Below are 24378 nucleotides of genomic sequence, written 5' to 3'. Positions count from 1 at the left end.
CGGATCAGGCGGAGATCGACCACTTGTAGTGATGGTGTTCGAAGGTCGCGTGCATGTCGGCCCCCTTCACCTTCGGGTCGAAGTGGCGGTAGATGGAGCGCCAGTAGGGCTGCACCATCACGCCCTGTTCCTGCATGATCTCTTCCAGACGCTTCATCACTTCCGAACGGGCCTTGGCGTCGTTGATCGACAGCGCCTTGGCGAGTTCGGCATCGAATTCCGCGTTGGAGAAGGCGGATTCGTTCCAGGCCTCGCCCGAGCGGTAGGCGAGCGCGAGGATCTGGACGCCGAGCGGACGCATGTTCCATTCGGTGGCCGAGAACGGGTATTTCAGCCAGTCGTTCCAGAAGGTCGAACCCGGCAGCACGGTGCGCTTGATGTTCAGCCCCGCGTCGCGGATCTGCGCGGCGATGGCGTCGCAGGTTGCGGCCTGCCAGCTATCGTCGAGCGAGATCAGTTCGAACTCGAAGTCACCCTTGCCCGCATCGACGACCATCTGCTTGCCAGCCGCGGGGTCAGCCGTCAGCGGGGGCAGGGCGTAGTATTCGGGATGGATCGGGCAGACATGGTGGTTTTCAGCCACGGTGCCGAGGTTCGAATAGCCGAGTTCGAGGACGACCTTGTTGTCCACGCATTTGATCAGGCCGTTGCGGACATTGACGTCCTTGTACTCTTCCGCGAGCTGGTTGAAGCGCACGGCGAGGGTGGCGGCGGTGACGGCTTCGGACTTCGTCCAGCCCAGCGCATCGAACTGTTCGATGAATTCGCCGGTGGACTGGTAGGTGGCGTCGAGTTCACCGGCGGCGGCGGCGTTCACCTCTGCCGAGGGGTCGGTGCCGAGGTCGGTATATTCGATCCGGTCGAGATACGGGCCGCCATAGACGGCGGTGCCCCACCAGGTGTGGTTGGCGTTCTTGACCAGATGCGCCTTCACGCCGACTTCGACGGATTCCGGCAGATAGGGGCCGGTGCCGGGGGTCTGGGTCGGGTCGCCGTTTTCATAGGTCTTGTGGACGACGGCGGCCGGATAGTCGGCGAGGCCCGCCATCAGCGACACGTCGGGGGCGGAGAGGGTGAGTTTCACGGTGAGCGGGTCAACGACCGTCACGGCACCATCGCGGAGCGCCTTCTTTTCGGCATCCACCAGCATGGTGATGCGGCCCGGCATCGAGTTGCCCTCGACATTGCCATCGCCCCAGCGGGCGAAGTTATGCGCCACGTCATCGGCGGTGAAATCGTCGCCGTTGTTCCACTTCACGCCCGAACGGACCTTCAGCGTGTATTCGGTCGCGTCGGCATTGGCTTCCCAGCTTTCCAGCAGCATGCCGCGGATGGAGCCGTCATTGTTGTATTCGACGAGATATTCCAGCCAGCCGCGGGTGACGTTGGCGATCTGCGACCAGTCGGCGGTGCGCGGGTCTTTCAGCGCCTTGATTTCCATCGACATGCGCAGCGTGCCGCCGGCCGTCGGGGTGTCTTGCGCCTGGGCCGGCGCATCCATGCCGATCAGGGCATAGGCGGCGGCGGCCGAAACGCCAAGGGCGGTGGTACGGGCGAGGAATTCGCGGCGGGACATCGCGCCGTCGCGGGTTTCCTGTGCATACATGAGGGCCGCCGGATGCAGCTTGGCGGTCTCGATCGTGTCTTTCATCGTGGTCTCCCTGAGCAGGCAGTGGCTGCGCTTGTTGTTATGTTGGCCCACGCCACCACTCCTTCAGGCGCCTCGGCCCAAGTCCCGCGCGATGGCGGGGCATGACCCGGAGACTGCCAGCGGCGGGCGCGCGCTTGCCTCCGTTATAGCGCACCTTTTTCCGCCATCCGTCAACGCTTGGATTCGTCGATTGATGGTCTGATCGCGACAGATTCCTGCCGCATCTGTCTGGATGCCGCCGGATCGGGTAATGTTGGAGAAGAAGTGATCAGACGGACCGGCGGAATTCGGTGGGGGATTTGCCGGTCAGGTGCTGGAAGGCGCGGGTGAAATAGGCCGCGGAGGTGAAGCCGAGGCTGGCGCCGATTTCGCCGACCGGCATCCGGGTTTCGGCCAGCAGGCGGCGGGCTTCGAAGATGCGGCGGTCCTGGAGGAGAGAGATGGCCGAGCGGCCGCAGGCCTGGCGGCAGCAGCGCGACAGATGGGTGGGCGTGACTCCCAGCGCGGCGGCGAATTCGCCGACCCCGGCCCCGGTGCGGAAATCGCGTTCCAGAAGCGCGGTGTAGCGCGCGACGAGGCGCTTTGCGGCGTCGGGCTTGGATTGTTCGGGGGCGGCCTTCGTCGTCTGGCGTTCGAGCCAGACGCCGAGCAGGCCGAGGTAGTGCCGCGTCGCGCGTTCATGCGCGGGGCTGTCGGAATTCATCTCGCGTAGGATCATGTCGAGGATGACATTGACCTCCTGCTGGGCATGCACCTCGCGGATCCGGAGGATCTGGGGGGTGGCGGGCAGGGGGATCGTGCAGTCCTTGCCGAAGAAGACGGCGGTGCCGAAGACCTGGGGGCCGACTTCGAAGCCATGCATGACCCCGGCGGGGATGAAGACGGCGTTGTTGGCGGTGTAGCCGCGGGTGATGCCTGCGATGGTGATGCGGCCCTGACCCTTGGTGAACCACAGAAGCTGCGCCTCCGAGACGGAGCGCATCGCCTCCACCCGCCAGCGGCCACCGGCGGCAAGGCGCGGAATCGCGACAAGACGGGCCTGCCCGCCAGTCGCGCCGGACGCGGCTGCTTGCTGGTTCTGGTCTTCCATCTTTGGGTCTTCCGAGGGGGTCCTTGTTCGAATCATACAAGGGTCTTCGCAGGCAACCCAAGCAAAAAGATGGCAAGGGCGGCAGGGCGGAGGGGGTTATCCACAAGGGATTCGGGTGGTTGTTGATAAGCCGGGTGCAACCGGCGGGCGATCACGGCAGGGCGATGCGCCGCCAGGCGCCCATGCGGGAGCGGAACCAGGTGCGCTGACGCTTGGCATATTGGTGGGAGGCGGTCTTGGCGGCGGCGATGGCGGCGGGCAGGTCCGTCTCGCCTAGCAGATGGGCCACGAGTTCGGGCGCGCCGATGGCGCGGGCGGAGGGACGGGCCGGGTCCCAATGGGGAAGCTCGGCCCGGACCTCGTCGAGCGCGCCCTGGGCGATCATCGCGTCGAAGCGGCGGTCGATGCGGCTGTTGAGCCAGGCGGGATCGGGGGTGAGGACGATGGCCTGCGCCTGATCGAGGGGCAGGAGAGGGGGGCCGGTCTCGGCCTGCCAGTCGGCAAGGCCGCGCCCGGTGGCATGGAGGACTTCCCAGGCGCGCTGGATGCGGGCGGGATTGCGTTGGTCGATCCGGGCGGCGGTGGCGGGGTCGAGCGCGGCGAGGAGGGCGGCGGCGCCTTCGGCAAGGCGGATGCGGTCTGCCTCGGCCCGGATCGCAGGGGGCGTGGGCGGGATATCGGCCAGCCCTTCGGTGAGGGCGGTGAAGTAGAGGCCGGTGCCGCCCACGATCACGACGGGGCGGGAGAGGAGGGGGGCCAGTTCCCGCAGCCAATGGCCGACGGAATAGGCCGCATCGCGGGGGATGTGGCCGTAGAGGGCATGGGGGGCGGCGGCCTCGTCCTGCGGCGAGGGGCGGGCGGTGAGGAGGTGCCAGCAGCCATAGACCTGCAACGCATCGGCATTGACCACGAGGCGCCCGTCGCGGGCGGCGAGGGCGAGGGCGAGGGCGGATTTGCCGCTGGCGGTGGGGCCGGCGATCAGGAGCGGCGCATCGCGCGAGAGGGAGGCAAGCAGGTCGGTCATGCGCGGCGGCGGGCTTTCCGGTGCGGCTTCGGGGCGGTGCGGGGCTGCGGGAGGGAGCGTCGCGGCCATCCGCCGGCGGGGCGGGGCGGGCTGCGGCGTTCCCGGTTGAACCCGCCGCCGTTTTCATACATTTTGCGGCGCAGTCCAACCGATATCACGAAAAGCGGGGTTTCCCATGTCCAAACCGGGTCTTGATGCATCGGTCACCTATCGGCGCGTGATGCTCAAGATTTCTGGCGAGGCCTTGATGGGGGATCAGGGATTCGGCCTGCATCCGCCCACGGTGCAGCGCATCGCGCAGGAGGTGAAGTCGGTCCATGATCTGGGCGTCGAGATCTGCATGGTGATCGGCGGCGGCAACATCTTCCGCGGGCTGGCCGGATCGGCACAGGGGATGGAGCGGACGACGGCGGATTACATGGGGATGCTGGCCACGGTGATGAATGCGCTGGCGATGCAGTCGGCGCTCGAATCGCTGGGGGTGTTTACGCGGGTGATCAGCGCGATCCCGATGGATCAGGTCTGCGAACCCTATATCCGCCGCCGCGCGGTGCGGCATCTGGAGAAGAAGCGGGTCTGCATCTTCGCGGCCGGGACGGGCAACCCCTATTTCACCACGGATACGGCGGCGACGCTGCGCGCCAACGAGATGGCCTGCCAGGCGATCTTCAAGGGGACGAAGGTGGACGGGGTCTATGACAAGGACCCCAAGAAACATGCCGATGCCAAGCGCTATGACATCGTGAGCTATGACGAATGTCTGGCCAAGCATCTGGGGGTGATGGATGCCTCGGCCATTGCGCTGGCGCGGGACAACAACCTGCCGATCATCGTCTTCTCGCTGGATGAGCCGGGCGGGTTCCGCGGCATCCTGCGGGGCGAGGGCACCTATACGCGGGTGCAAGGGTAAGGTGGGGGCGAAGGCCGCCCTACCCCCTGTTCCGTTATCGTGACGCTCTGCTATAGAGCTAGGAAACGGCCCCGCTGCGGGCCGGGCTATGAAGGAAGACCATATGTCGGCTGACGACCTCGACATCGACCTTGACGCGATCCAGCGCCGGATGGACGGCGCGATGACGGCGCTGAAGACGGAATTCGCCTCGCTCCGGACGGGGCGGGCCTCGGCGCAGCTTCTCGATCCCATCCAGGTGGAAGCCTATGGGCAGATGACGCCCATCAACCAGCTTGGCACGGTGAACGTGCCGGAGCCGCGCATGGTGGTGATCAATGTCTGGGACAAGGGCATGATCGGCAAGGTGGAGAAGGCGATCCGCGAAAGCGGGCTGGGCATCAACCCGGTGACCGACGGGCCGCTGATCCGGCTGCCGATCCCGGAACTGAATGAACAGCGGCGCAAGGAACTGGCCAAGGTCGCCTCGCAATATGCCGAGAGCGCCAAGATCGCCATCCGCAACGTGCGTCGTGACGGGATGGACCAGATCAAGAAGGCCAAGACGGCGGGCATGTCCGAGGACGACCAGAAGATGTGGGCGGACGAGGTGCAGGACCTGACCGACAAGGCCATCGCTGCGGTGGACAAGGCGCTTGAGGCCAAGCAGGCCGAAATCATGCAGGTCTGAGGCAGTCGGACGGGAAGGATGGCCCGTGGCCGGTGGGCGGCGGCGGGCGATGGGGGGAGACCGGGATTGGGCATAGGTGAGAGCAAGGAACCGTCGCGCCCGTCCCGGCCTGCGGAGCATGTCGCCATCATCATGGATGGCAACGGAAGATGGGCCACGACGCGGGGTTGGCCGCGCCTCGTGGGCCATCGGCGCGGGGCCGAACGGGTGCGCGAGATCGTGCGGGCCTGCCCCGACCTCGGCATCCGCTGGCTGACGGTCTATGCCTTTTCCACCGAGAACTGGAAGCGGTCCACCGAAGAGGTGCTTGGCCTGATGGCCATCTTTGCCCGCTATATCGAGCGCGAGGCGGACCGGCTTTCGGTCGAGGGGGTGCGGCTGCGCTTTATCGGCGACCGGACGCGGCTGGACCCGAAGTTGCAGGCGATGATGGCCGGGATCGAGGCGCGCACCGCCGCCGGGACGCAGTTGAACCTGACGGTGGCGATCAATTACGGCGGGCGGGACGAGATTGCGCGGGCGGCGCGGGCCGTGGCGCGGGCGGTGGCCGAGGGGCGGCTGGCGCCGGAAGCGGTGACGGATGCCGTCTTTGCGCAGCATCTGGATACGGCCGATCTGCCGGACCCCGATCTGGTGATCCGCACCAGCGGCGAGACGCGCACCTCGAATTTCCTGCCCTGGCAGGCGGCCTATGCGGAATATGAATTCACGCCGACGCTCTGGCCGGATTTCACGGCGACGGAATTGTCGGCCATCGTGGCGCGGTTCGGCAACAGGGAGCGCCGGTTCGGCGGCGTGGTCCGGGCATGACCGGGACGGAGGGCGGCGGCGGGCCCGCGGTTGCGGGGCGTTGGAACGATTTGCGGCCCCGCGTCGTCTCTGCCGTGGTGATGATCGCGGTGGGCGCGGCGGAAATCTGGCTGGGCGGGCCGTCCTTCGCGGTGCTGGTGGTGCTTCTGACGGCGGGGATGATCTGGGAACTGGCCTCGATCACCGCACCGGTGCAGCGGAACCGGCCCTTGCTGATGGCGGGGCTGGCGGCGGCCTCGCTCGGGGCGGCGCTGCTGCTGCGGTCTGACCTGGCGGCGGCCTTCCTGACGGTGCCGGCCTTTGCGCTGGCGCTGACGCCGCGGCGGGACCGGCGGATCGCGGCGGCCTATGCGGTGGCGATCATGGTGGCGGGCTATGGTCTGGTGGAGTTCCGCGACGAGGCGGGAACGACGGGCATCCTGTGGCTGGTCATTGTGGTGGTGACGTCGGATGTGGCGGGCTATTTCGCCGGGCGGATGATCGGGGGGCCGAAATTCTGGCCTGCGGTCAGCCCGAAGAAGACCTGGTCCGGCACGGTGGCGGGCTGGATCGGGGCGGTGCTGGTGGGGCTGGGATTCGTGCTGGCCGGGATGGGCGGCTGGCTTCTGGTGCTGCTGTCGCCGGTGGTGGCGCTGGCGGGGCAGTTGGGGGACATCCTGGAAAGCTGGATGAAGCGGCGGGCGGGGGTCAAGGATTCCTCGCAGCTCATCCCCGGTCATGGCGGGCTGCTGGACCGGTTCGACGCATTGATCGGGGCCACGGTTCTGGTGATGCTGCTGGGATTGTTCTTCAAGGACCTACCGATCGGCTGAGGGCATGCGTTCCATATCCATCTTCGGGGCCACCGGCTCCATCGGGCAGAGCACTTTCGACCTGATCCGCAGGGCGGGCGGGGCCGAGGCCTATCGGACCGTGGCCCTGACCGGGGCGCGCAACGTGGCGCTGCTGGCCGAGATGGCGCGCGAGTTGCGGGCCGAGGTGGCGGTGACGGCGCATGAGGAGGAACTGCCCGCCTTGCGGGCGGCGCTGGCGGGATCGGGGGTCGAGGCGGCGGCGGGGGCGGAGGCCATCGCCGAAGCGGCGGATCGCCCGGCCGACTGGGTAATGAGCGGCATCGTGGGCGCGGCCGGGCTGGTGCCGGGATTGCGGGCGCTGCGCCATGGCGGGATTCTGGCGCTGGCCAACAAGGAAAGCCTGGTGACGGCGGGGCCGCTGCTGCTGGCGACGGCCAAGGCCCATGGGGCGACGATCCTGCCGGTGGACAGCGAGCATTCGGCGGTGTTCCAGGCCCTGACGGGCGAGGATGCGGGGGCGGTGGAGCGGGTCATCATCACCGCCTCGGGCGGGCCGTTCCGGACCTGGCCTTTGGAAAAGCTGGCGCGGGCGACGGTGGCGGAGGCGAAGGCGCATCCGAACTGGTCGATGGGCAGCCGGATCAGCATTGACAGCGCGTCGATGTTCAACAAGGCGCTGGAACTGATCGAGACGCGGGAATTCTTCGGTTTCGCGCCCGAGATGATCGAGGTTCTGGTGCATCCGCAGAGCATCGTCCATGCCCTTGTCGGGTTCCGCGACGGGGGGGTGATGGCGCATCTGGGGCCGGCGGACATGCGCCATGCGATCGGCTTTGCGCTGCATTGGCCCGAGCGCGGGCATGTGCCGGTGGAGCGGCTGGACCTGGCGCGGCTGGGTTCCCTGAGTTTCGAGGCGCCGGATGCGGAACGCTTCCCCGCGCTGCGGCTGGCGCGCGAGGTGATGGAGATTCGCGGCCTGTCCGGGGCGGCCTTCAACGCGGCGAAGGAGGTTGCTCTCGATTATTTCATGTCGGGACGGCTTGGATTCCTTGGTATGGCATCCGTAGTAGAGGAGACGCTTGCCGTTCTTTCGGCCGAGACAGGCCTAAGAAATGCCCCGACGGGACTGGAAGAAGTGCTGGCCATGGATCGTCATGCCAGGGTACGGGCGGCCGAATGCGCGGCTGCGAGGAGAGAGGTCTGAGTTAGGGTGGAACTGATCAATCTGATGCCCAGTTTCGGCGGTCTGGCCTATACCGTGCTTGCCTTCGTGGGCGCGCTGATCGTCATCGTCTTCGTGCATGAATACGGCCACTATATCGTGGGCCGCTGGTCAGGCATCCATGCCGAGGTCTTTTCCATCGGTTTCGGCCCAGTCCTGTGGTCGGGCGTGGACCGGCGCGGGACGCGCTGGCAGGTGGCGGCGCTGCCTCTGGGGGGCTATGTGCGCTTCATGGGGGATGCGAATGCGTCTTCGGTCGGGCAGGCGGCGGAGAGTGAGGCGCTGAGCGCGGAGCAGAGGCGCGCGACGATGCATGGCGCGCCGCTCTGGGCGCGGACGGCGACGGTGGCGGCCGGGCCGATCTTCAACTTCGTGCTGTCCATCGCGATCTTTGCGGCGATCTTCCTGTGGAACGGCGTGGCGACGGATGCGCCGACGGTGGGCAGCGTGCGCGCCCTTCCCGCGCAGACGGTGGCCTTGCAGCCGGGCGACCGGATCGAGGCGATGGGGGGGATCGAAACCCCGGATTTCGCGGCCTTCATGGAGGCGGCGGGCGAATTGCCGGATCTGGCGGTGGTGGATTACCGGGTGGATCGCGCGGGGGCGGAGGTCGATCTGCGCGACAGCCATCCGCTTCCGCCGGTGGTGGAGACGGTGCAGCCGGATTCGGCGGCGCGGGATGCGGGGCTGGAGGCGGGGGACATCATCCTGTCGGTGAACGGGATGCCGGTGGCGACCTTTCCGCAACTGCGCGAGATCGTGGGCGCGTCGGAGGGCGAACCTCTGACGCTGCGCCTGTCGCGGGGCGGGGAAGAGATCGACCTGACCCTGACGCCCCGCCGGGTGGACCTGCCGCTGGCCGAGGGCGGATTCGAGACGCGCTGGCTGATCGGTCTGACCGGGGCGCTGTATTTCGAGCCCGAGACGCGGCGGCCGGGGGTGTTTGAAAGCCTTGGCCTTGGCGTGACGCAAAGCTGGGACATTGCGACGACCTCGCTTTCGGGGTTGTGGCACATGGTGACGGGGGCGATTTCCTCGTGCAACTTGCGCGGGCCGATCGGGATTGCCGAAACGTCGAGCGCGGCGGCAAGCGCGGGGGTGACCAGCTTCATCTGGTTCATTGCCATGCTGTCCACGGCGGTCGGGTTGATGAACCTGTTTCCGGTGCCGGTGCTGGATGGCGGGCATCTGGTGTTCTACGCCTATGAGGCGGTGACGGGGAAGCCGCCCTCGGCCCGCGCGCTGCGGGTGCTGATGGCGGTGGGGCTGGCCTCCATCCTGACGCTGATGGTCTTTGCGCTGTCGAACGACCTGTTCTGCCCCTGAGGCCGGACTGGCGCGGGCCGGACTGGCGCGGGCCGGGTCTGGCGCGCAACTTGCAGGTCTGGCGCGGAGCCGGGCCTGCCGTCGCGAAAGCGCCGGGAGCGGGCCAAACTCGCGCCACATTCGGACCCTAGCCCTGTTGCTGCCAACAGGATGGGAGAAAAAGACATGAACAGCATCGCCAAGAGCTATCGCGGCCTGTCCATCATCATGGTGGTGAATGCCGACCGGATCTTCACGCTGGCCACGATGGCCGCGGGCCTGCTGGCCGGGGCCTTTCTCGGAACGCAGTTTCTGGGTCACTAAGGCCGGGAAAACGGCCACAGCCTTTTGACAATCCCCGCTTGTCAGGCTAGTGAAGACGCAAGAATTAGTTAATGGCGGGGCAGGATCCATGCGGAAAAGGACAGGCGTGTTCGATACGTCGATGCGGTCGAGCGCGGGGATGTTCCGGCCGGCATTGACGGCGTTTTTCCTTTCCACAGCCGCCGTTACCTTTGCCCCCTACAGCGCCGCACAGGCCCAGACCTACAGCTTTTCCAGCGTCACGGTGGAGGGCAACCAGGCCATCGAGCCGCAGACCATTCTGGCCTATGCCGGAATCGGGCGCGGCGAGACGGTCAGCGCGGCGCGGCTGAACGATGCCTATCAGAACATCGTCAATTCCGGCCTGTTCGAATCCGTCGAGCTGGTGCCGCAGGGCAGCACGCTTCTGATCCGGGTTGTCGAATACCCGATGATCAACATCGTCAACTTCGAGGGCAATGCCCGGCTGAAGGACGAAGAACTGGCGGAGATCGCCAAGTCGCGCGGGCGGCTGGTCTATTCGCCGTCGCAGGCGGAAGAGGATGCGGCGGCCATTGCCGATGCCTATCGGGTGCGGGGCCGTATCGCGGCGACCGTCGATCCGCGCATCATCCGGCGCGACGGCAATCGCGTCGATCTGGTCTTCGAGATCACCGAGGGCCGCGTGGCCGAGATCGAACGGCTGTCCTTTGTCGGCAACCGTGCCTTCACCGACCGCCGTCTGCGGCAGGTGCTGGAGACCAAGCAGGCCGGTCTGCTGCGCAGCATCATCCAGCGCGATACCTTTGTTGCGGAGCGGCTGGAGCTGGACAAGCAGTTGCTGCGCGATTTCTACCTGGCGCGTGGCTATGCCGATGTGCAGGTTCTGGATGCCACGTCGGATGTCGCGCGGGAGCGGGATGCCTTCTTCGTGACCTTCACCATTCGCGAGGGCCAGCAGTTCCGCATCGGCGAGGTTTCGACGGTTTCCGAGATCGAAGGGGTGGACGCGGCCGAATTCGCGGCGGTGCAGCGCATCCGTCGCGGCGAGACCTGGTCGCCCGCGCTGATCGACAACAACATCGCGCGGATGGAAAATCTGGCGCTGCGCAAGGGGCTGACCTTCGTGCGCGTCGATCCGCGGATCACGCGGGACGAGCGGGGCGGCATCCTGGATGTGGAATTCGCCATCGTGCGGGGCGAGCGCATCTTCGTGGAGCGCATCGACATCGAGGGCAATACCACGACGCTGGATCAGGTGGTGCGCCGCCAGTTCCGCACGGTGGAAGGCGATCCGCTGAACGCGCGGGAAATCCGGCAGGCGGCGGAACGCATCCGCGCCCTTGGTTTCTTTGCCGATGCGCAGGTCAATGCCGAACCGGGCAGCACGCCCGATCAGGTGGTGGTGAATGTCGATGTGGAAGAGCAGCCGACCGGCTCTCTCACCTTCGGGGCGAGCTATGGGGTTTCGACCGGCGTCGGCTTCAATGTCGGGCTGAGCGAGCAGAATTTTCTGGGGCGTGGCCAGGCGCTGGGCGTGTCGCTGACCAGCGGGACCGATACGTCGGAAGGGTCGTTCTCCTTTGCGGAACCTGCCTTCCTGGGCCGGGACGTGACGCTGAAATTCGCGGCGTCCTACCGCGAGTCGGACAACGAGAATTCGACCACCTATGATACCCGCGTGGGCCGCCTGTCGCCCGCGCTGGAATTCCCGCTGGGCGAACTGAGCCGGCTTGAAGTGCGCTATACCTACAAGGATTCGAAGATTTCCGATGTGCCTGCGGGCGCGTCGAACATTATCGTGCAGGAAGCCGCGCTGGGGGCGCAGATCACAAGCTCGGTCGGCTATACCTATACCTATGACACGCGCGTGAGCGGTCTGAACCCGAAAGGGGGCATCCTGCTGCGCTTTGGCCAGGATATTGCCGGGCTGGGGGGCGATACAGAGTTCATCATGACCTCTGCGCTGGCTTTGGCCGAGACGAAGGTGGCCCAGGAAGAGGTGACGCTGCGCGCCATCTTTGAAGGCGGGATGATCAACAGCCTGGGCGGCACGAACAGCCAGATCACCGAACGCTTCTTCGCGAATGGCAAGATCCGGGGCTTTGAGCCCGGCGGGATCGGCCCGCGCGACCTGAGCGCGCTGAACGATGCGCTGGGGGGCAACATGTTCGCCGTGGCGCGGTTCGAGGCCGATTTCCCGCTGGGCCTGCCGGAGGAATACGGGGTGTCGGGCGGCGTCTTCTTCGATGTCGGGTCGGTCTGGAGCCTGGACAACATCAATGGCGGGTCGGCCGGGGCGAATCCGGTGGATGACTCGATGAACCTGCGGTCTTCGGTGGGTGTGTCGATCTTCTGGGATACGCCGGTCGGGCCGCTGCGGTTGAACTTTGCCAAGCCGCTGGTCAAGGAAGACTATGACCTCGAGCAGACCTTCGACCTGACGGTTTCGACGCGCTTCTGATGGCGGGCCTGCGCCATGGCGGGCTGTGGCGGCCGGTCCTGGCCGCGCTGGCCCTGCTTGCAGCGCAGCCTGTCGCGGCGCAGCAGGCGCAGGGGGCGGGGGAGGCGGTGGTGCTGCCCCGTGCGCCCATCCTGACGCTGGATCGCAACCGGCTTTTGGCCGAGACGCGCTTTGGCCGGGCGCTGGAGACGCAGTTCCAGACCGACAGCGAGGTGCTGATTGCCGAGAATCTGCGGCTGGAACAGGCGCTGGAATCGGAAGAGCGCGCGCTGACGGATCGTCGGCCCAGCCTGCCTGCCGAGGAGTTCCGCAAGCTGGCGGAAGAGTTCGATGCCAAGACCGAGGCGATCCGCGCCGCGCAGGATGCGAAGTCGCGCGCCATCACCTCGCGCCGGGATGCGGAGCGGCAGCGCTTTCTTCAGGCGGCGATCCCGGTGCTGGCCGATCTGATGCGGGATACCGGGGCGGTTGCCATCTTTGACAAGGAAACGGTGATCCTGTCGCTGCGCGGCGTGGATATCACCGACGAGGCCATCGCGCGGATCGACGCAGTGCTGGGCGATGGCAGCGATCTGGACGCAGCGCCGGAGGCCGGACCCGAGCCGGCGCCGGAGGCCGCGCCCGTGGCGCCTGTCGCACCGGCGCCCGCGCCCGCTCCGGGCCCTTGAGCGCCGGATGCTTGTTTCGCCCCCGGCAAGTTGCTAGTCACGTTCCGGTGGCCCGGCGCGGCGGGCCGCGGAAGAAGGAGAACCCGATGACCGAGGCCACCGCCAGCAGCGCCGTCACCAGTGCCGATCTTGACCTGATCCAGCGGATCATTCCGCACCGCTATCCCTTTCTTCTGGTGGACAAGGTGCGCGACATCGTCGTCAACGAAAGCTGTGTCGGCATCAAGAATGTCACGATCAACGAGCCGCAATTCACCGGGCATTTCCCCGGCATGCCGATCTTTCCCGGCGTGATGATCATCGAGGCGATGGCGCAGACGAGCGGCATCCTCGTGGGCCTGTCGATGGATCTGGTGGACAAGCAGGCGAAGGTCTTCTTCATGGGCGTGGACGGGGTGAAGTTCCGCCGCAAGGTGGTGCCCGGTGACGTGCTGGAACTGCATGTGAAGGCGCTGCGCGGCGGCGGGCGGGTGTGGAAATTCGAAGGCCGCGCGATGGTGGAGGGGGAACTGGCCTGCGAGGCCACCTTCATGGCCATGTTCGACGTGCCGAAGGCCTGAGCATGACCATTCACCCCGAGGCGCGCATCCATCCTTCGGCCGTGATCGAGGACGGCGCGGTGATCGGCGCGGGCTGCGAGATCGGCCCCTTTTCGGTGATCGGGCCGGAGGTGGTGCTGAAGGACCGGGTCGTGGTGAAGAGCCATGCCGTGGTCACCGGCTGGACCGAGGTGGGGGAGGAGTCGGTGATCTTCCCCTTCGCCACGGTGGGCGAGGTGCCGCAGGACCTGAAATACAAGGGCGAGAAGACGCGGCTGGTGATCGGCCAGCGCTGCCGCATCCGTGAGGCGGCGACGCTGAACGTGGGCACGGAAGGCGGCGGCGGCGTGACGCGGTTGGGCGATGACGTGCTGGTGATGACCGGCGCGCATGTGGGCCATGATGCGCAGATCGGCAATCGCGTGATCCTGGTGAACCATGTGGCCATCGCAGGGCATTGCGTGCTGGGCGATGACGTGATCGTGGGCGGGTTGTCGGGCGTGCATCAATTCGTGCGGATCGGGCAGGGCGCGATCATCGGGGCCGTGACCATGGTGACGAATGACGTGATCCCCTATGGCCTTGTGCAGGCCCCGAGGGGGGAGCTGGACGGGCTGAACCTTGTGGGGCTGAAGCGGCGCGGCGTGGAGCGGGGCGAGATCACTGCGCTGCGGGCGGCCTATCAGATGCTGGCGCAGGGGGAGGGGACGTTCCTTGACCGGGCGCGCAAGCTGGCCGACGAGACGGACAGCGCCTATGTGCGCGAGGTGACGGAATTCATCCTGTCGGCCTCGGACCGGTCTTTCCTGACGCCGAAATGACGCGGACGGCAATCATTGCGGGGGCGGGGGGCCTGCCTGCGGCGGTGATGGCCGCGATGGCGGAACGGCCTTTCGTGGCGGCGCTGGAGGGGTTCGCCCCTGCGGGCCTGGAGCCGGACCTGCGGTTCCGGGTGGAGCGGCTGGTGCCGTTCCTGCGGGCGCTGGAGGATGAGGGGGTCACGCGGGTCTGTTTCGCGGGTGCGGTGCAGCGGCCAAGGCTGGACCCGGCGCTGTTTGACCCCGACACGGCGGGGATGGTGCCGCGTCTGCTGGCGGCCATGGGGCAGGGCGATGATGCCACCCTGCGCGAGGTGCTGGCGATTTTCGAGGAGGCGGGTTTCGCGCTGGTGGGGGTGCAGGAGATCGCGCCTGCGCTGGTGCCGGGGGCCGGGCTTCTGTGCGGCGCGGTCACGGATCGGGACCGGGCCGATGCGGCGCGGGCGGCGGTGATCGTGGGCGCGCTGGGACGCGTGGATGTGGGGCAGGGCGCGGTGGTGCAGCAGGGGCTGTGCCTTGCCGTGGAGGCGCTGCCGGGGACGGATGCGATGCTGGCGGGCGTGGCGGCGATTCCGCCGGGCCTGCGGCCCGCAGGGGCGAAGGGACTGTTCTACAAGGCGCCGAAGCCGGGGCAGGACCGCCGGATCGACCTGCCCGCGCTGGGGGTGGAAACCCTGCGCCGCGTGGCGGCGGCGGGGCTTGGCGGGATTGTGTGGGAGGCGGGGGGCGTGATCTGCCTCGACCTGTCCGCGATGGTGGCCGAGGCGGAGGCGGCGGGCCTGTTCCTCTGGGCGCGGAAGCCATGAAGATCTTCCTCGTCGCCGGCGAGCCCTCGGGCGACCGTCTGGGGGCGGCGCTGATGGCGGGGCTGAAGGCGCTGTCGCCGGGGGTGACCTTTGACGGGGTTGCGGGGCCCCTGATGCAGGCCGAGGGGATGGGGTCGCTCTTCCCGATGGAAGAGCTTTCGGTGATGGGCATCGCCGAGGTTCTGCCCAAGTATTTTCACCTGAAGCGGCGTATCCGCGAGGTGGCGGAGGCGGTGATCGCCTCGGATGCGGCGGCGTTGGTGACGATCGACAGCCCCGATTTCGGGCTGCGGGTGGCGGCGCTGGTGAAGGCCGCACGGCCCGGGCTGCGGACGATCCATTATGTTGCGCCCTCGGTCTGGGCCTGGCGGCCGGGGCGGGCGGCGAAGATGGCGCGGCATGTGGATCATGTGCTGGCCCTGCTGCCTTTTGAGCCGCCCTATATGCAGGCGGCGGGGATGAGCTGCGATTTCGTGGGGCATCCGGTGGTGGCGGAGCCTGCGGCATCGGAGGCGGAATGCGCGGCCTGGGCCGGGGAGGGGCCGCTGGTGCTGGCCCTCCCGGGGTCGCGGCGCGGCGAGGTGGCGCGGCTGGCCCCGGTTCTGGGCGAGGTGCTGGGGCGGCTGGCCGCGCGCCATCCGGGGCTGCGCGTGGCCTTGCCGACGGTCCGGGGGGTGGCGGGGCTGGTGCGCGAGGTGACGGCGGACTGGCGGGTGCAGCCGGTGATCGTGGAAGAGCCGGGTCTGAAGCGCGGGGCCTTTGCGGCGGCGGATGTGGCGGTGGCGGCTTCGGGGACCGTATCGCTGGAACTGGCGGCGGCGGGCTGCCCGATGGTGATCGCCTATGACATGCATCCCCTGACGCTGTGGCTGATGCGGCGGGCGGCGCTGATCGACACGGTGACGCTGGTCAATCTGGTGAGCGAGACGCGGGTCGTGCCGGAATTCATCGGGGACCGCTGCCGGGCGGAGTTGATCGCGCCGGCGGTGGAGGCGCTGCTGGCGGACCCTTCGGCGCAGGGGGCGGCGATGCGCCTGACGATGGAGCGGCTGGGCAAGGGTGGCGAAGCGCCCGGGCTGCGGGCGGCGCGGTCGGTGCTTTCGGTCCTGTGACGGCGGTTCATCGCGCCAGGATTTTTGGCCAAAAATCCTGGCGCGCGATGCCAAAACTCTTCCAGAAGAGTTTTGGCTGGGAAAGCCTAAGATTTTTCAGTGAAAAATCTTAGGCTTGGCGGCCTTTCCAGATCCAGCCGCCGCCCAGGACGCGGCTGCCTTCGGGGGCGTAGAAGACGCAGGCCTGACCGGGGCTGACGCCGTCTTCGGGCGAGAGCAGTTCCACCTCGGCCTCTGTTTCCGACAGCGGGCGGATGACGGCGGGGCGCGGGGGGCGGGTGGAGCGGACCTTCACGTTCACCTGCCATTCGGCGCGGCTGGCAAGGGGGGCGTCGCCCAGCCAGTTGATCTCGCGCAGCGGCACGGTGCGGGTGGAGAGCGCCTCTTTCGGCCCGACGATCACGCGGCGGCTGTCGGGGTCGAGTTTGACCACATAGAGCGGATCGCCCAGGCCGCCGATGCCGAGGCCCTTGCGCTGCCCGATCGTGTAATGGATCACGCCCCGGTGCGTGCCGAGGACGCGACCGGAAAGATCCACGATCTCGCCCGGGTCGGCGGCGCCGGGGCGCAGCTTTTCGATCACCGCGGCGTAATTGCCGTTTGGGACAAAGCAGATGTCCTGGCTGTCGGGCTTGTCGGCCACGGGCAGGCCATAGCGTGCCGCCAGCGCGCGGGTTTCGGCCTTGGAGGCGAGGTGGCCGAGGGGGAAGCGCAGATAGGCAAGCTGTTCCGCCGTGGTGGAGAAGAGGAAATAGGACTGATCGCGGTTGGGATCGCCGGCCATGTGCAGTTCCGGCCCAAGCGCGCCCATCTTGCGCTGGATATAGTGGCCGGTGGCCATACAGTCGGCCTCCAGATCCTTGGCGGTGGCGAGCAGGTCCTTGAACTTCACCCGTTCATTGCAGCGGATGCAGGGAACCGGGGTTGCGCCGGCGAGGTAGGCATCGGCGAATTCCTCGATCACCGCTTCGCGGAAGGTGTTTTCGTAGTCGAGGACGTAATGCGGAAAGCCCATGGTTTCGGCCACGCGGCGGGCATCGTGGATGTCGCGGCCCGCGCAGCAGGCGCCCTTCTTGGCGAGCGCCGCGCCGTGATCGTAGAGTTGCAGGGTGACGCCCACCACATCATAGCCCTCTTCCGCCAGCATGGCGGCGACGACCGAGGAGTCCACGCCGCCCGACATGGCGACGACCACGCGGGTATCGGCGGGGGCCTTCGGCAGGCCGAGCGAGTTGAGCGGTTGATCGAGCGCCATGGCGGAGGTCCGGTGGGTGATCTGCGGAAGGCCGTTGCAATACAGGAAAAAGGGGGCGGGCCACAAGAGGGGGGCAGGTCGGCGGCGGGCCTTCAGCATCGGTTAAGGAAAGGGCGCGATAGTCCGGGGGAAGACGAAGGAGACCCCGCATGTATATCAAGCGCGTTCCCGGCCCCCGCCATGTGACCCTGCCGGATGGCACCATTCTGACGCGGGCCGATCTGCCGCCCGCCGACACCCATCGCTGGGTGGCGCGGCGCAAGGCCGTGGTGGTGCAGGCCGTGCAGCATGGGCTGATCGGCCGGGAGGAGGCGCTGGAGCGCTATCGGCTGACCGATGAGGAATTGGGCAGTTGGGAGGCCGCCATGGGCCGCCATGGTGCTGCGGCGCTGCGGGCGACCAAGGTTCAGCATTATCGACAATTTTAGATTGAGCTTGATGCAAAATCTGCCATAGTAATCTTTGTTTAACGAGTGGTCTGCAATGTCGCCTTAGGGCGGCTTTACGGAGAGTGACATGCGAGTGCTTTTGGTTGAAGACGATCCCGCGACATCGCGGAGCATCGAGTTGATGCTGACCCATGCCAACCTGAACGTGTACTGCACGGATCTTGGGGAAGATGGCATAGATCTGGCGAAACTCTACGACTACGATCTCATCCTTCTGGACCTGAACCTTCCCGACATGAGCGGGCATGAGGTTCTGCGCCAGTTGCGGATGGCCAAGATCGAAACGCCCATCCTCATCCTGTCGGGGTCGGATGACACCGACAGCAAGATCCGGGGATTCGGCTTCGGCGCGGATGACTATCTGACCAAACCCTTCCACCGCGAAGAGCTGATCGCGCGAATCCACGCGATCATCCGCCGGTCCAAGGGTCATGCGCAGTCGATCATCCGGACTGGCCAGATCAATGTGAACCTTGACGCCAAATCGGTGGATGTGGGCGGCAAGAGCGTGCATCTGACGGGGAAGGAGTATCAGATCCTGGAACTCCTCAGCCTGCGCAAGGGCACGACCCTGACGAAGGAGATGTTCCTGAACCACCTTTATGGCGGGATGGACGAGCCGGAGCTGAAGATCATCGACGTCTTCATCTGCAAGCTGCGCAAGAAGCTGGCCGAGGCGACGGGGGGCGAGAACTATATCGAGACGGTCTGGGGGCGCGGCTATGTGATGCGCGACCCGGTGCCGGAGATCGCCCATCGCCGCGTTTCCATCGCGGCGGCAAGCTGAAGCCTGCGGCGGGTGCTGGACTGTTCCGGGGTCGCCCCCTAAACCTTTCGGGGGGCGACCTTGGGGGAACGGATGACCGACGGAAAGAGCATCGACCAGCTTTCCGAGGCAGAGGCGCAGGCAGAGCTTGCGCGGCTGGCCGCCGCGATTGCCGAGGCGAACCGCGCCTATCACACCTTGGACGCGCCCGAGATTTCGGATGCGGACTATGACGCGCTGAAGCGGCGGAACGCGGAGATCGAGGCGCGGTTTCCGCAGTTGAAGCGGTCCGACAGCCCCAGCGAGCAGGTGGGGGCTGCGGCGGCGGATGGGTTCGGGCAGGTCCGGCACGAGGTGCGGATGCTGTCGCTTTCCAATGCCTTCGCGGATGAGGAGGTGGCGGAGTTCGATGGGCGGGTGCGGTCTTTCCTTGGGACCGATGCGCCCATCGCCTATGTGGCCGAGCCGAAGATCGACGGGCTGTCGCTGTCCCTGCGTTATGAGGGCGGGGTGCTGGTGCAGGCGGCGACGCGGGGCGATGGCGAGCTGGGCGAGAATGTCACCGAAAATGCGCTGACCATCGCGGATATTCCGCGCCGGGTGGCGGGCGCGCCAGCGGTGATGGAAGTGCGGGGCGAGGTCTATATGTCCCATGCCGATTTCGCGGCGCTGAATGCGCGGCAGGCGGCGGGTGGCGGCAAGGTCTTTGCCAATCCGCGCAACGCGGCGGCCGGGTCGTTGCGGCAGTTGGATGCGACGATCACGGCGGCGCGGCCGCTGCGGTTCTTTGCCTATGCCTGGGGGGCGCTGTCAGAGCCGCTGGCCGCTTCGCAATTCGCGGCAATTGCGCGGCTGAAGGCCCTGGGATTTCAGACCAATCCGCTGACGGTGCTGTGCGATGGGCCTGCCGCCCTGCTGGCGCAGTATCGTCGGATCGAGGCGATGCGGGCGACGCTGGGCTATGACATCGACGGGGTGGTCTACAAGGTGGATGACCTGTCGCTTCAGGCGCGGCTGGGCTTCCGGGCGACGACGCCGCGTTGGGCCATCGCGCACAAGTTTCCGGCGGAACTCGCCTGGACGCGGCTGGAGGCGATCGACATTCAGGTGGGGCGCACCGGGGCGCTGTCGCCCGTGGCGCGGCTGGCCCCGGTGACGGTGGGCGGCGTGGTCGTGTCGAATGCCACGCTGCATAACGAGGATTACATCGCGGGGCGCGACTCGCGCGGCGAGGCGATCCGGGACGGCAAGGATATCCGGGTGGGCGACTGGGTGCAGGTCTATCGCGCGGGCGATGTGATCCCCAAGGTCGCGGATGTGGACATGGCGCGCAGGCCGGAAGGGGCGGTGCCCTATGTCTTTCCGCATCGCTGCCCGGAATGCGGGTCTGACGCGGTGCGAGAAGAGGGGGATTCGGTGCGCCGCTGCACCGGGGGCCTGATCTGCCCGGCGCAGGCGGTGGAGCGGCTGGTGCATTTCGTGTCGCGCGCGGCCTTTGACATCGAGGGGTTGGGGCGCAAGCAGGTCGAGATGTTCTTCGCCGATGACCTGCTGCCGGTGAAGGAGCCTGCGGACATCTTCACGCTTGCCGCAAGGGATGCCGCCAACCCCTTGCAGAAGCTGCGCAATCGGGACGGTTTCGGCGAGAAGTCGGTGACCAATCTCTGGGCCGCGATCGAGGAGCGGCGGCGCATTCCGCTGGCGCGGCTGATCTTTGCCTTGGGGATGCGGCATGTGGGCGAGGTGGCGGCGCAGGATCTGGCCCGCCATTACCAGACATGGGAAGCCTTGGCGGCGGCGGTCGATCTGGCGCGGCCTGCGGCGCTGGCCCATCGTGCGGCGGATGAGGCCGAGATGGAGGAACGCGCGGCGGCGCAGGCCGAGGGGCGGCGCGCGCGGGTGAAGGAGGCGCGGGACAGGGCGGTGGAAGCGCTGGCCGTGCCGGAGGCGGCGGCGGCGGCCTGGCAGGAACTGATCACCGGCGATGGGATCGGGCCGGTTCTGGCGCTGTCCTTGTCCGATACCCTGGCCAATCCGGAGGAGCGCGCCTCCATCGCGCGGCTGGTGGCGCATCTGGAGGTGTTGCCACCCGAGGCGCGGGCGACGGAATCGCCGGTGGCGGGGCTGACCGTGGTCTTTACCGGCAGTCTGGAGAAGATGACGCGGGCCGAGGCCAAGGCGCGGGCCGAGGCGCTGGGGGCCAAGGTGGCGGGGTCGGTTTCCGCCAAGACCGACCTTCTGGTGGCCGGTCCCGGTGCGGGGTCGAAGGCCAAGGATGCAGAACGGCTGGGCGTGAAGATGATCGACGAGGACGAATGGCTCGCCCTCATCGGGGATGCATGACGCGGCCTGTCGAACTTTTCCCGCTGTTTGCGGGGTTGGAGACGCTGGAAGGCGTGGGGGAGAAGACGGCCAAGGCGCTGGCCGGGCTGGGGGTGGAGCGGCCGAAGGATTTGCTGTTCCTTCTACCGCATTCGGGGGTGGATCGGGCGCGGAAGGCGTCGGTCCGCGATGTGGTGCCGCCTTGCACGGTGACGGTGGAGGTGGAGGTTGGCGCGCATTTCCCGCCGCGCGCGAAGGGGAAACCTTACCGCGTGGCAGTGCGGGATGCGGCGTTGGACTTCACGCTGGTTTTCTTTCACGCGCGGGGGGATTTCCTGCAACGGCTGCTGCCGACGGGGCAGCGGCGGCTGATTTCCGGCAAGGTGGAACTGTTCGATGGCGTGGCGCAGATGGTGCATCCCGACCATGTGCTGCGGCCGGAGGAGGCGGGGGAGTTGCCGCTGTTCGAGCCGGTCTATCCCCTGACCGCCGGGGTGACGCAGAAGGTGGTGGCGAAGGCTGTGGCGGGGGCCTTGGCGCGGGCACCTGACTTGCCGGAATGGATCGACGGGCCGCTCTTGGCGCGGGAAGGCTGGCCTGCGTGGCGCGAGGCTTTGGTGGCGGTGCATGGGCCTGCGGGGGCGCCGGATTTGGCGCCGACCCATCCGGCGCGGCAGCGGCTGGCCTATGACGAGTTGCTGGCGCATCAGCTGACGCTGGCCCTGGCGCGGGCGACATTGCGCAAGCAGAAGGGGCTTCCCACGGTCGGGAACGGCCAGTTGCGGGCGAAGGTGGTGATGAGCCTGCCCTATTCCCTGACCCGCGCGCAGGCGCGGGCGGTGGAGGAGATTGCGGGGGATATGGAAGGCCCGTTCCGCATGAACCGGCTGTTGCAGGGGGATGTGGGGGCGGGGAAGACGCTGGTGGCCTTTCTTGCGCTGCTGATCGCCGTGGAGGCGGGGGGGCAGGGCGTGATGATGGCGCCGACGGAGATTCTGGCGCGGCAGCATTTCGAGGGGTTGCAGCCCCTGGCGGCGGCGGCGGGGGTGCGGCTCGAGTTGCTGACGGGCCGGGACAAGGGGGCGGAGCGGGCGGCCAAGCTGCGCGATCTGGCCGAGGGGCGGATCGCGGTGCTGGTGGGCACCCATGCGGTGTTCCAGAGGGATGTGGTTTTTTATGACCTGCGGCTGGCGGTGGTGGATGAGCAGCACCGTTTCGGCGTGGCGCAGCGGATGGAACTGGGGGCCAAGGGGGCGGCGACCGATACGCTGGTGATGACGGCGACGCCGATCCCGCGGTCGCTGGCGCTGGCGACCTATGGGGATATGGATGTGTCCGTGCTGGACGAGAAACCGCCGGGGCGGAAGCCGATCCGGACGGCGCTGGTCAGCACGGCGCGGATGGATGAGGTGGTGGGCCATCTGGCCCGTGCGGTGGCCGAGGGGCGGCAGGCCTATTGGGTCTGCCCCTTGGTCGAGGACTCCGAAGTGCTGGATTATGCCAGTGCCGAGGCGCGGTTTCAGCATCTGCGCGCGGCGCTGGGGGATGGGGTCGTGGGCATGGTGCATGGCCAGATGCCGCCCGCCGAGAAGGATGCCGCCATGGCGCGGTTTGTGGCCGGAGAGACGAAGGTGCTGGTGGCGACGACGGTGATCGAGGTGGGGGTGAATGTGCCCAATGCCAGCATCATGGTGATCGAGCGGGCGGAGACCTTCGGTCTGGCGCAGTTGCATCAGCTCAGGGGGCGCGTGGGGCGGGGGGCGACGGAGTCGACCTGCCTGCTGTTGTATCAGGCGCCCTTGAGCGAGGGGGGCGAGCGGCGGCTGAAGGTGCTGCGCGACACTGAGGACGGGTTCCGCATCGCGGAAGAGGATCTGGCGATGCGGGGGGCGGGCGATCTGATCGGGACGGCGCAATCGGGGCTGCCCCGGTTCCGGGTGGCCGATCTGGAGCGGCAGGGGGCGCTGATGGCCGTGGCGCAGAGCGATGCGCGGCGGCTGCTGGCGGATGATCCGGCGCTGGACGGGCCGCGGGGGAAGGCGGCGCGGATGCTGCTGTGGCTGTTGGATCAGGACCGGGCGATCCGGCTGATCGGGGTTGGTTAAAGCTTTGTTCTTTCTTTGATCCGGAATGTTCTTAAAAAGTTCTTTACAGAATCGCGGGAACATGAGAACAAATCAGCAACGAAGCCAATGAAGGTGACGATGCTGACCGAAATGAAGGATATTCTTTCCCGCTCGCGTGCGACGGCTGTCGAGGATCTGGTGGGTGTCGTTGCGCTCTTCTCCATGCTGGTGCTGTCACTGCACATTCTTTCTGCCTGAGGTTCTGCCTGCGCTTTTGTTCCTTGTGCCTGTCCCCAAGCGGCACCCGGATGGCGGCCCTGCCTGTCCGAAGAACGAAACGCCACTGACCGCCGCCGTCGCAGGACGTGCGGCGGTTTTTTCATGGGCGGGTTAAGGCAGGGTTGACGGTCAGCCCGCCGCGCGGGCCGTCAGCGCCTCATCCATCGCGGCGAGGGTCGCGTCGAGCGACAGTAGGATGGAGGCGTGGCGGTTGGCATAGTCGCGGGCGGGGAGGAGAACCTCCAGCCCGTCGAAAGGGGCGGCGGGGACGGGGCCGCCGCGTTTCAGCATGGCTTCGAGTTCGGCGCGGGCCTGCGCGACCTGATCCCGCGTCCGGCCGATGATGGCGCGGGCAGTGACGGAGGCGGAGGCCTGACCCAGCGCGCAGGCCTTTACATCCTGCCCAAAGCTGGCGATGCGGTCGCCATCCAGCGTGAGGTCAACGGTGACGGTGGACCCGCAGAGCGGCGAGCGTTTCTTTGCCGTGCCGTCGGGCGCGGAGAGGCGGCCCAGATGCGGGATATCTGCCGCCAGTTCGAGGATGCGGCCCGAATAGAGCTTGACGAGATCGCTGTCGCTCATGCCTTTCCCTCCGGCTGCGTGTTCTTTAGATAGACGCGTCTGACGCCCCTGCCAAGGAGAGGACCGATGTCCTTTGACCCTGCAAGCCTAAAGTATGACACGAACGGGTTGATCCCCTGCATTGCGCAGGACCATGCCACGGGCGAGGTGCTGATGATGGCCTGGATGACGGCAGAGGCCGTGGCGCGGACGGTGGCGACGGGCCGGGTGACCTATTGGAGCCGGTCGCGCGGGGCCTTCTGGGTGAAGGGCGAGACGTCGGGGCATGTGCAGCGGCTGGTGGAGTTGCGGGTGGATTGTGACCGCGATGCGTTGCTGGCGCTGGTGGAGCAGGAGGGGCCGGCCTGCCATACGAACCGGCGGTCCTGTTTCTATACGGCGGTGCGGGATGGCGGCGAGGTGGTGATCTCGGAGCCGATGCTGTGAGGGAAGGAAGGGGGCGCTCGCGCCCCCTCTTGGCGCATGCGCGCCAA

The 24378-nt window shown here is 67.3% G+C and carries 24 protein-coding genes; 19 read left to right on the top strand and 5 right to left on the bottom strand.

What is annotated here, in order from left to right; all coding sequences use genetic code 11:
- Window positions 1–4: 4 nt before the first annotated feature.
- From C0V75_RS09190 to miaA, 3 genes are all read right to left on the bottom strand, one after another.
- Entirely contained in the window at window positions 5–1651 is a 1647-nt protein-coding gene (locus C0V75_RS09190) for an ABC transporter substrate-binding protein (RefSeq protein WP_254216415.1), read from the bottom strand.
- Between the two features lie 268 nt (window positions 1652–1919).
- Window positions 1920–2741 (bottom strand): AraC family transcriptional regulator, encoded by an 822-nt coding sequence (locus tag C0V75_RS09185; protein ID WP_101920568.1) that lies wholly within the window; start codon window positions 2739–2741, stop codon window positions 1920–1922.
- Window positions 2742–2892: 151 nt separating this feature from the next.
- Window positions 2893–3765, bottom strand: coding sequence for a tRNA (adenosine(37)-N6)-dimethylallyltransferase MiaA (miaA, locus tag C0V75_RS09180; RefSeq protein WP_101920567.1), 873 nt, complete (start codon window positions 3763–3765; stop codon window positions 2893–2895).
- A 175-nt stretch (window positions 3766–3940) separates the two neighbouring features.
- Here miaA and pyrH point away from each other — a divergent pair, with 175 nt between their 5' ends.
- The 13 genes from pyrH to lpxB all read left to right on the top strand — a co-directional run bounded on the left by pyrH (window position 3941) and on the right by lpxB (window position 16186).
- Complete coding sequence (gene pyrH, locus C0V75_RS09175) at window positions 3941–4675, top strand: UMP kinase (protein WP_101920566.1); 735 nt, start codon at window positions 3941–3943, stop codon at window positions 4673–4675.
- 103 nt (window positions 4676–4778) lie between these two features.
- Window positions 4779–5345, top strand: a complete 567-nt coding sequence (gene frr, locus C0V75_RS09170) for a ribosome recycling factor (protein ID WP_101920565.1) — start codon at window positions 4779–4781, stop codon at window positions 5343–5345.
- An 18-nt stretch (window positions 5346–5363) separates the two neighbouring features.
- Window positions 5364–6155: a polyprenyl diphosphate synthase gene (gene uppS, locus C0V75_RS09165; RefSeq protein WP_101920564.1), complete on the top strand. Its 792-nt coding sequence runs from the start codon at window positions 5364–5366 to the stop codon at window positions 6153–6155.
- On the top strand, window positions 6152–6967 hold the full coding sequence (locus tag C0V75_RS09160; RefSeq protein ID WP_101920563.1) for a phosphatidate cytidylyltransferase: 816 nt from the start codon (window positions 6152–6154) through the stop codon (window positions 6965–6967). Before uppS ends, C0V75_RS09160 begins: the two co-directional genes overlap by 4 nt.
- Window positions 6968–6971: 4 nt before the next feature.
- Window positions 6972–8153 (top strand): 1-deoxy-D-xylulose-5-phosphate reductoisomerase, encoded by a 1182-nt coding sequence (gene dxr / locus C0V75_RS09155; RefSeq protein ID WP_101920562.1) that lies wholly within the window; start codon window positions 6972–6974, stop codon window positions 8151–8153.
- A 6-nt stretch (window positions 8154–8159) separates the two neighbouring features.
- The gene (gene rseP, locus C0V75_RS09150; protein ID WP_101920561.1) at window positions 8160–9497 is read left to right on the top strand and encodes an RIP metalloprotease RseP; all 1338 of its coding nucleotides are present in this window, start codon (window positions 8160–8162) and stop codon (window positions 9495–9497) included.
- Between the two features lie 165 nt (window positions 9498–9662).
- Entirely contained in the window at window positions 9663–9800 is a 138-nt protein-coding gene (locus C0V75_RS23170; protein WP_173861060.1) for a hypothetical protein, read from the top strand.
- Window positions 9801–9888: 88 nt separating this feature from the next.
- Window positions 9889–12243, top strand: a complete 2355-nt coding sequence (bamA, locus tag C0V75_RS09145; protein ID WP_254216413.1) for an outer membrane protein assembly factor BamA — start codon at window positions 9889–9891, stop codon at window positions 12241–12243.
- Entirely contained in the window at window positions 12243–12911 is a 669-nt protein-coding gene (locus tag C0V75_RS09140; RefSeq protein ID WP_101920560.1) for an OmpH family outer membrane protein, read from the top strand. The genes bamA and C0V75_RS09140 overlap by 1 nt, the downstream gene beginning before the upstream one ends.
- An 86-nt stretch (window positions 12912–12997) precedes the next feature.
- Window positions 12998–13471 carry a 3-hydroxyacyl-ACP dehydratase FabZ gene (gene fabZ / locus C0V75_RS09135; protein ID WP_101920559.1) on the top strand — a complete coding sequence of 158 codons (474 nt, stop codon included), beginning with the start codon at window positions 12998–13000 and terminating at the stop codon, window positions 13469–13471.
- Window positions 13472–13473: 2 nt separating this feature from the next.
- The gene (lpxA, locus tag C0V75_RS09130; protein ID WP_101920558.1) at window positions 13474–14271 is read left to right on the top strand and encodes an acyl-ACP--UDP-N-acetylglucosamine O-acyltransferase; all 798 of its coding nucleotides are present in this window, start codon (window positions 13474–13476) and stop codon (window positions 14269–14271) included.
- Window positions 14268–15074, top strand: coding sequence for an LpxI family protein (locus C0V75_RS09125; protein WP_101920557.1), 807 nt, complete (start codon window positions 14268–14270; stop codon window positions 15072–15074). Before lpxA ends, C0V75_RS09125 begins: the two co-directional genes overlap by 4 nt.
- Window positions 15071–16186 (top strand): lipid-A-disaccharide synthase, encoded by a 1116-nt coding sequence (gene lpxB / locus C0V75_RS09120; RefSeq protein WP_101920556.1) that lies wholly within the window; start codon window positions 15071–15073, stop codon window positions 16184–16186. Before C0V75_RS09125 ends, lpxB begins: the two co-directional genes overlap by 4 nt.
- A 109-nt stretch (window positions 16187–16295) precedes the next feature.
- Here lpxB and mnmA read toward each other — a convergent pair whose 3' ends face one another.
- Window positions 16296–17441, bottom strand: coding sequence for a tRNA 2-thiouridine(34) synthase MnmA (gene mnmA, locus C0V75_RS09115; protein ID WP_101920789.1), 1146 nt, complete (start codon window positions 17439–17441; stop codon window positions 16296–16298).
- 149 nt (window positions 17442–17590) lie between these two features.
- Here mnmA and C0V75_RS09110 point away from each other — a divergent pair, with 149 nt between their 5' ends.
- The 5 genes from C0V75_RS09110 (at window position 17591) to C0V75_RS23945 (ending at window position 23302) form a co-directional block, all read left to right on the top strand.
- Window positions 17591–17869 carry a DUF1153 domain-containing protein gene (locus C0V75_RS09110; RefSeq protein ID WP_101920555.1) on the top strand — a complete coding sequence of 93 codons (279 nt, stop codon included), beginning with the start codon at window positions 17591–17593 and terminating at the stop codon, window positions 17867–17869.
- An 88-nt stretch (window positions 17870–17957) separates the two neighbouring features.
- Complete coding sequence (gene ctrA, locus C0V75_RS09105; protein ID WP_101920554.1) at window positions 17958–18677, top strand: response regulator transcription factor CtrA; 720 nt, start codon at window positions 17958–17960, stop codon at window positions 18675–18677.
- 72 nt (window positions 18678–18749) lie between these two features.
- On the top strand, window positions 18750–20999 hold the full coding sequence (gene ligA / locus C0V75_RS09100; protein ID WP_101920553.1) for an NAD-dependent DNA ligase LigA: 2250 nt from the start codon (window positions 18750–18752) through the stop codon (window positions 20997–20999).
- Entirely contained in the window at window positions 20996–23083 is a 2088-nt protein-coding gene (gene recG, locus C0V75_RS09095) for an ATP-dependent DNA helicase RecG (RefSeq protein WP_101920552.1), read from the top strand. Before ligA ends, recG begins: the two co-directional genes overlap by 4 nt.
- A gap of 87 nt (window positions 23084–23170) precedes the next feature.
- Window positions 23171–23302 carry a hypothetical protein gene (locus C0V75_RS23945; RefSeq protein WP_256377159.1) on the top strand — a complete coding sequence of 44 codons (132 nt, stop codon included), beginning with the start codon at window positions 23171–23173 and terminating at the stop codon, window positions 23300–23302.
- 150 nt (window positions 23303–23452) lie between these two features.
- Here C0V75_RS23945 and C0V75_RS09090 read toward each other — a convergent pair whose 3' ends face one another.
- Complete coding sequence (locus C0V75_RS09090; RefSeq protein ID WP_101920551.1) at window positions 23453–23905, bottom strand: iron-sulfur cluster assembly scaffold protein; 453 nt, start codon at window positions 23903–23905, stop codon at window positions 23453–23455.
- A 66-nt stretch (window positions 23906–23971) separates the two neighbouring features.
- Between C0V75_RS09090 and hisI the strand changes: the two genes are divergently transcribed.
- Window positions 23972–24331: a phosphoribosyl-AMP cyclohydrolase gene (hisI, locus tag C0V75_RS09085; RefSeq protein WP_101920550.1), complete on the top strand. Its 360-nt coding sequence runs from the start codon at window positions 23972–23974 to the stop codon at window positions 24329–24331.
- Window positions 24332–24378 lie beyond the last annotated feature (47 nt).

The organism is Tabrizicola sp. TH137 (assembly GCF_002855575.1).
In the GTDB taxonomy this organism is placed as follows: Bacteria; Pseudomonadota; Alphaproteobacteria; order Rhodobacterales; family Rhodobacteraceae; genus Paragemmobacter.
Note: the sequence above shows the minus strand (reverse complement) of the source record. Positions and strands in the feature narration are given on the sequence as shown.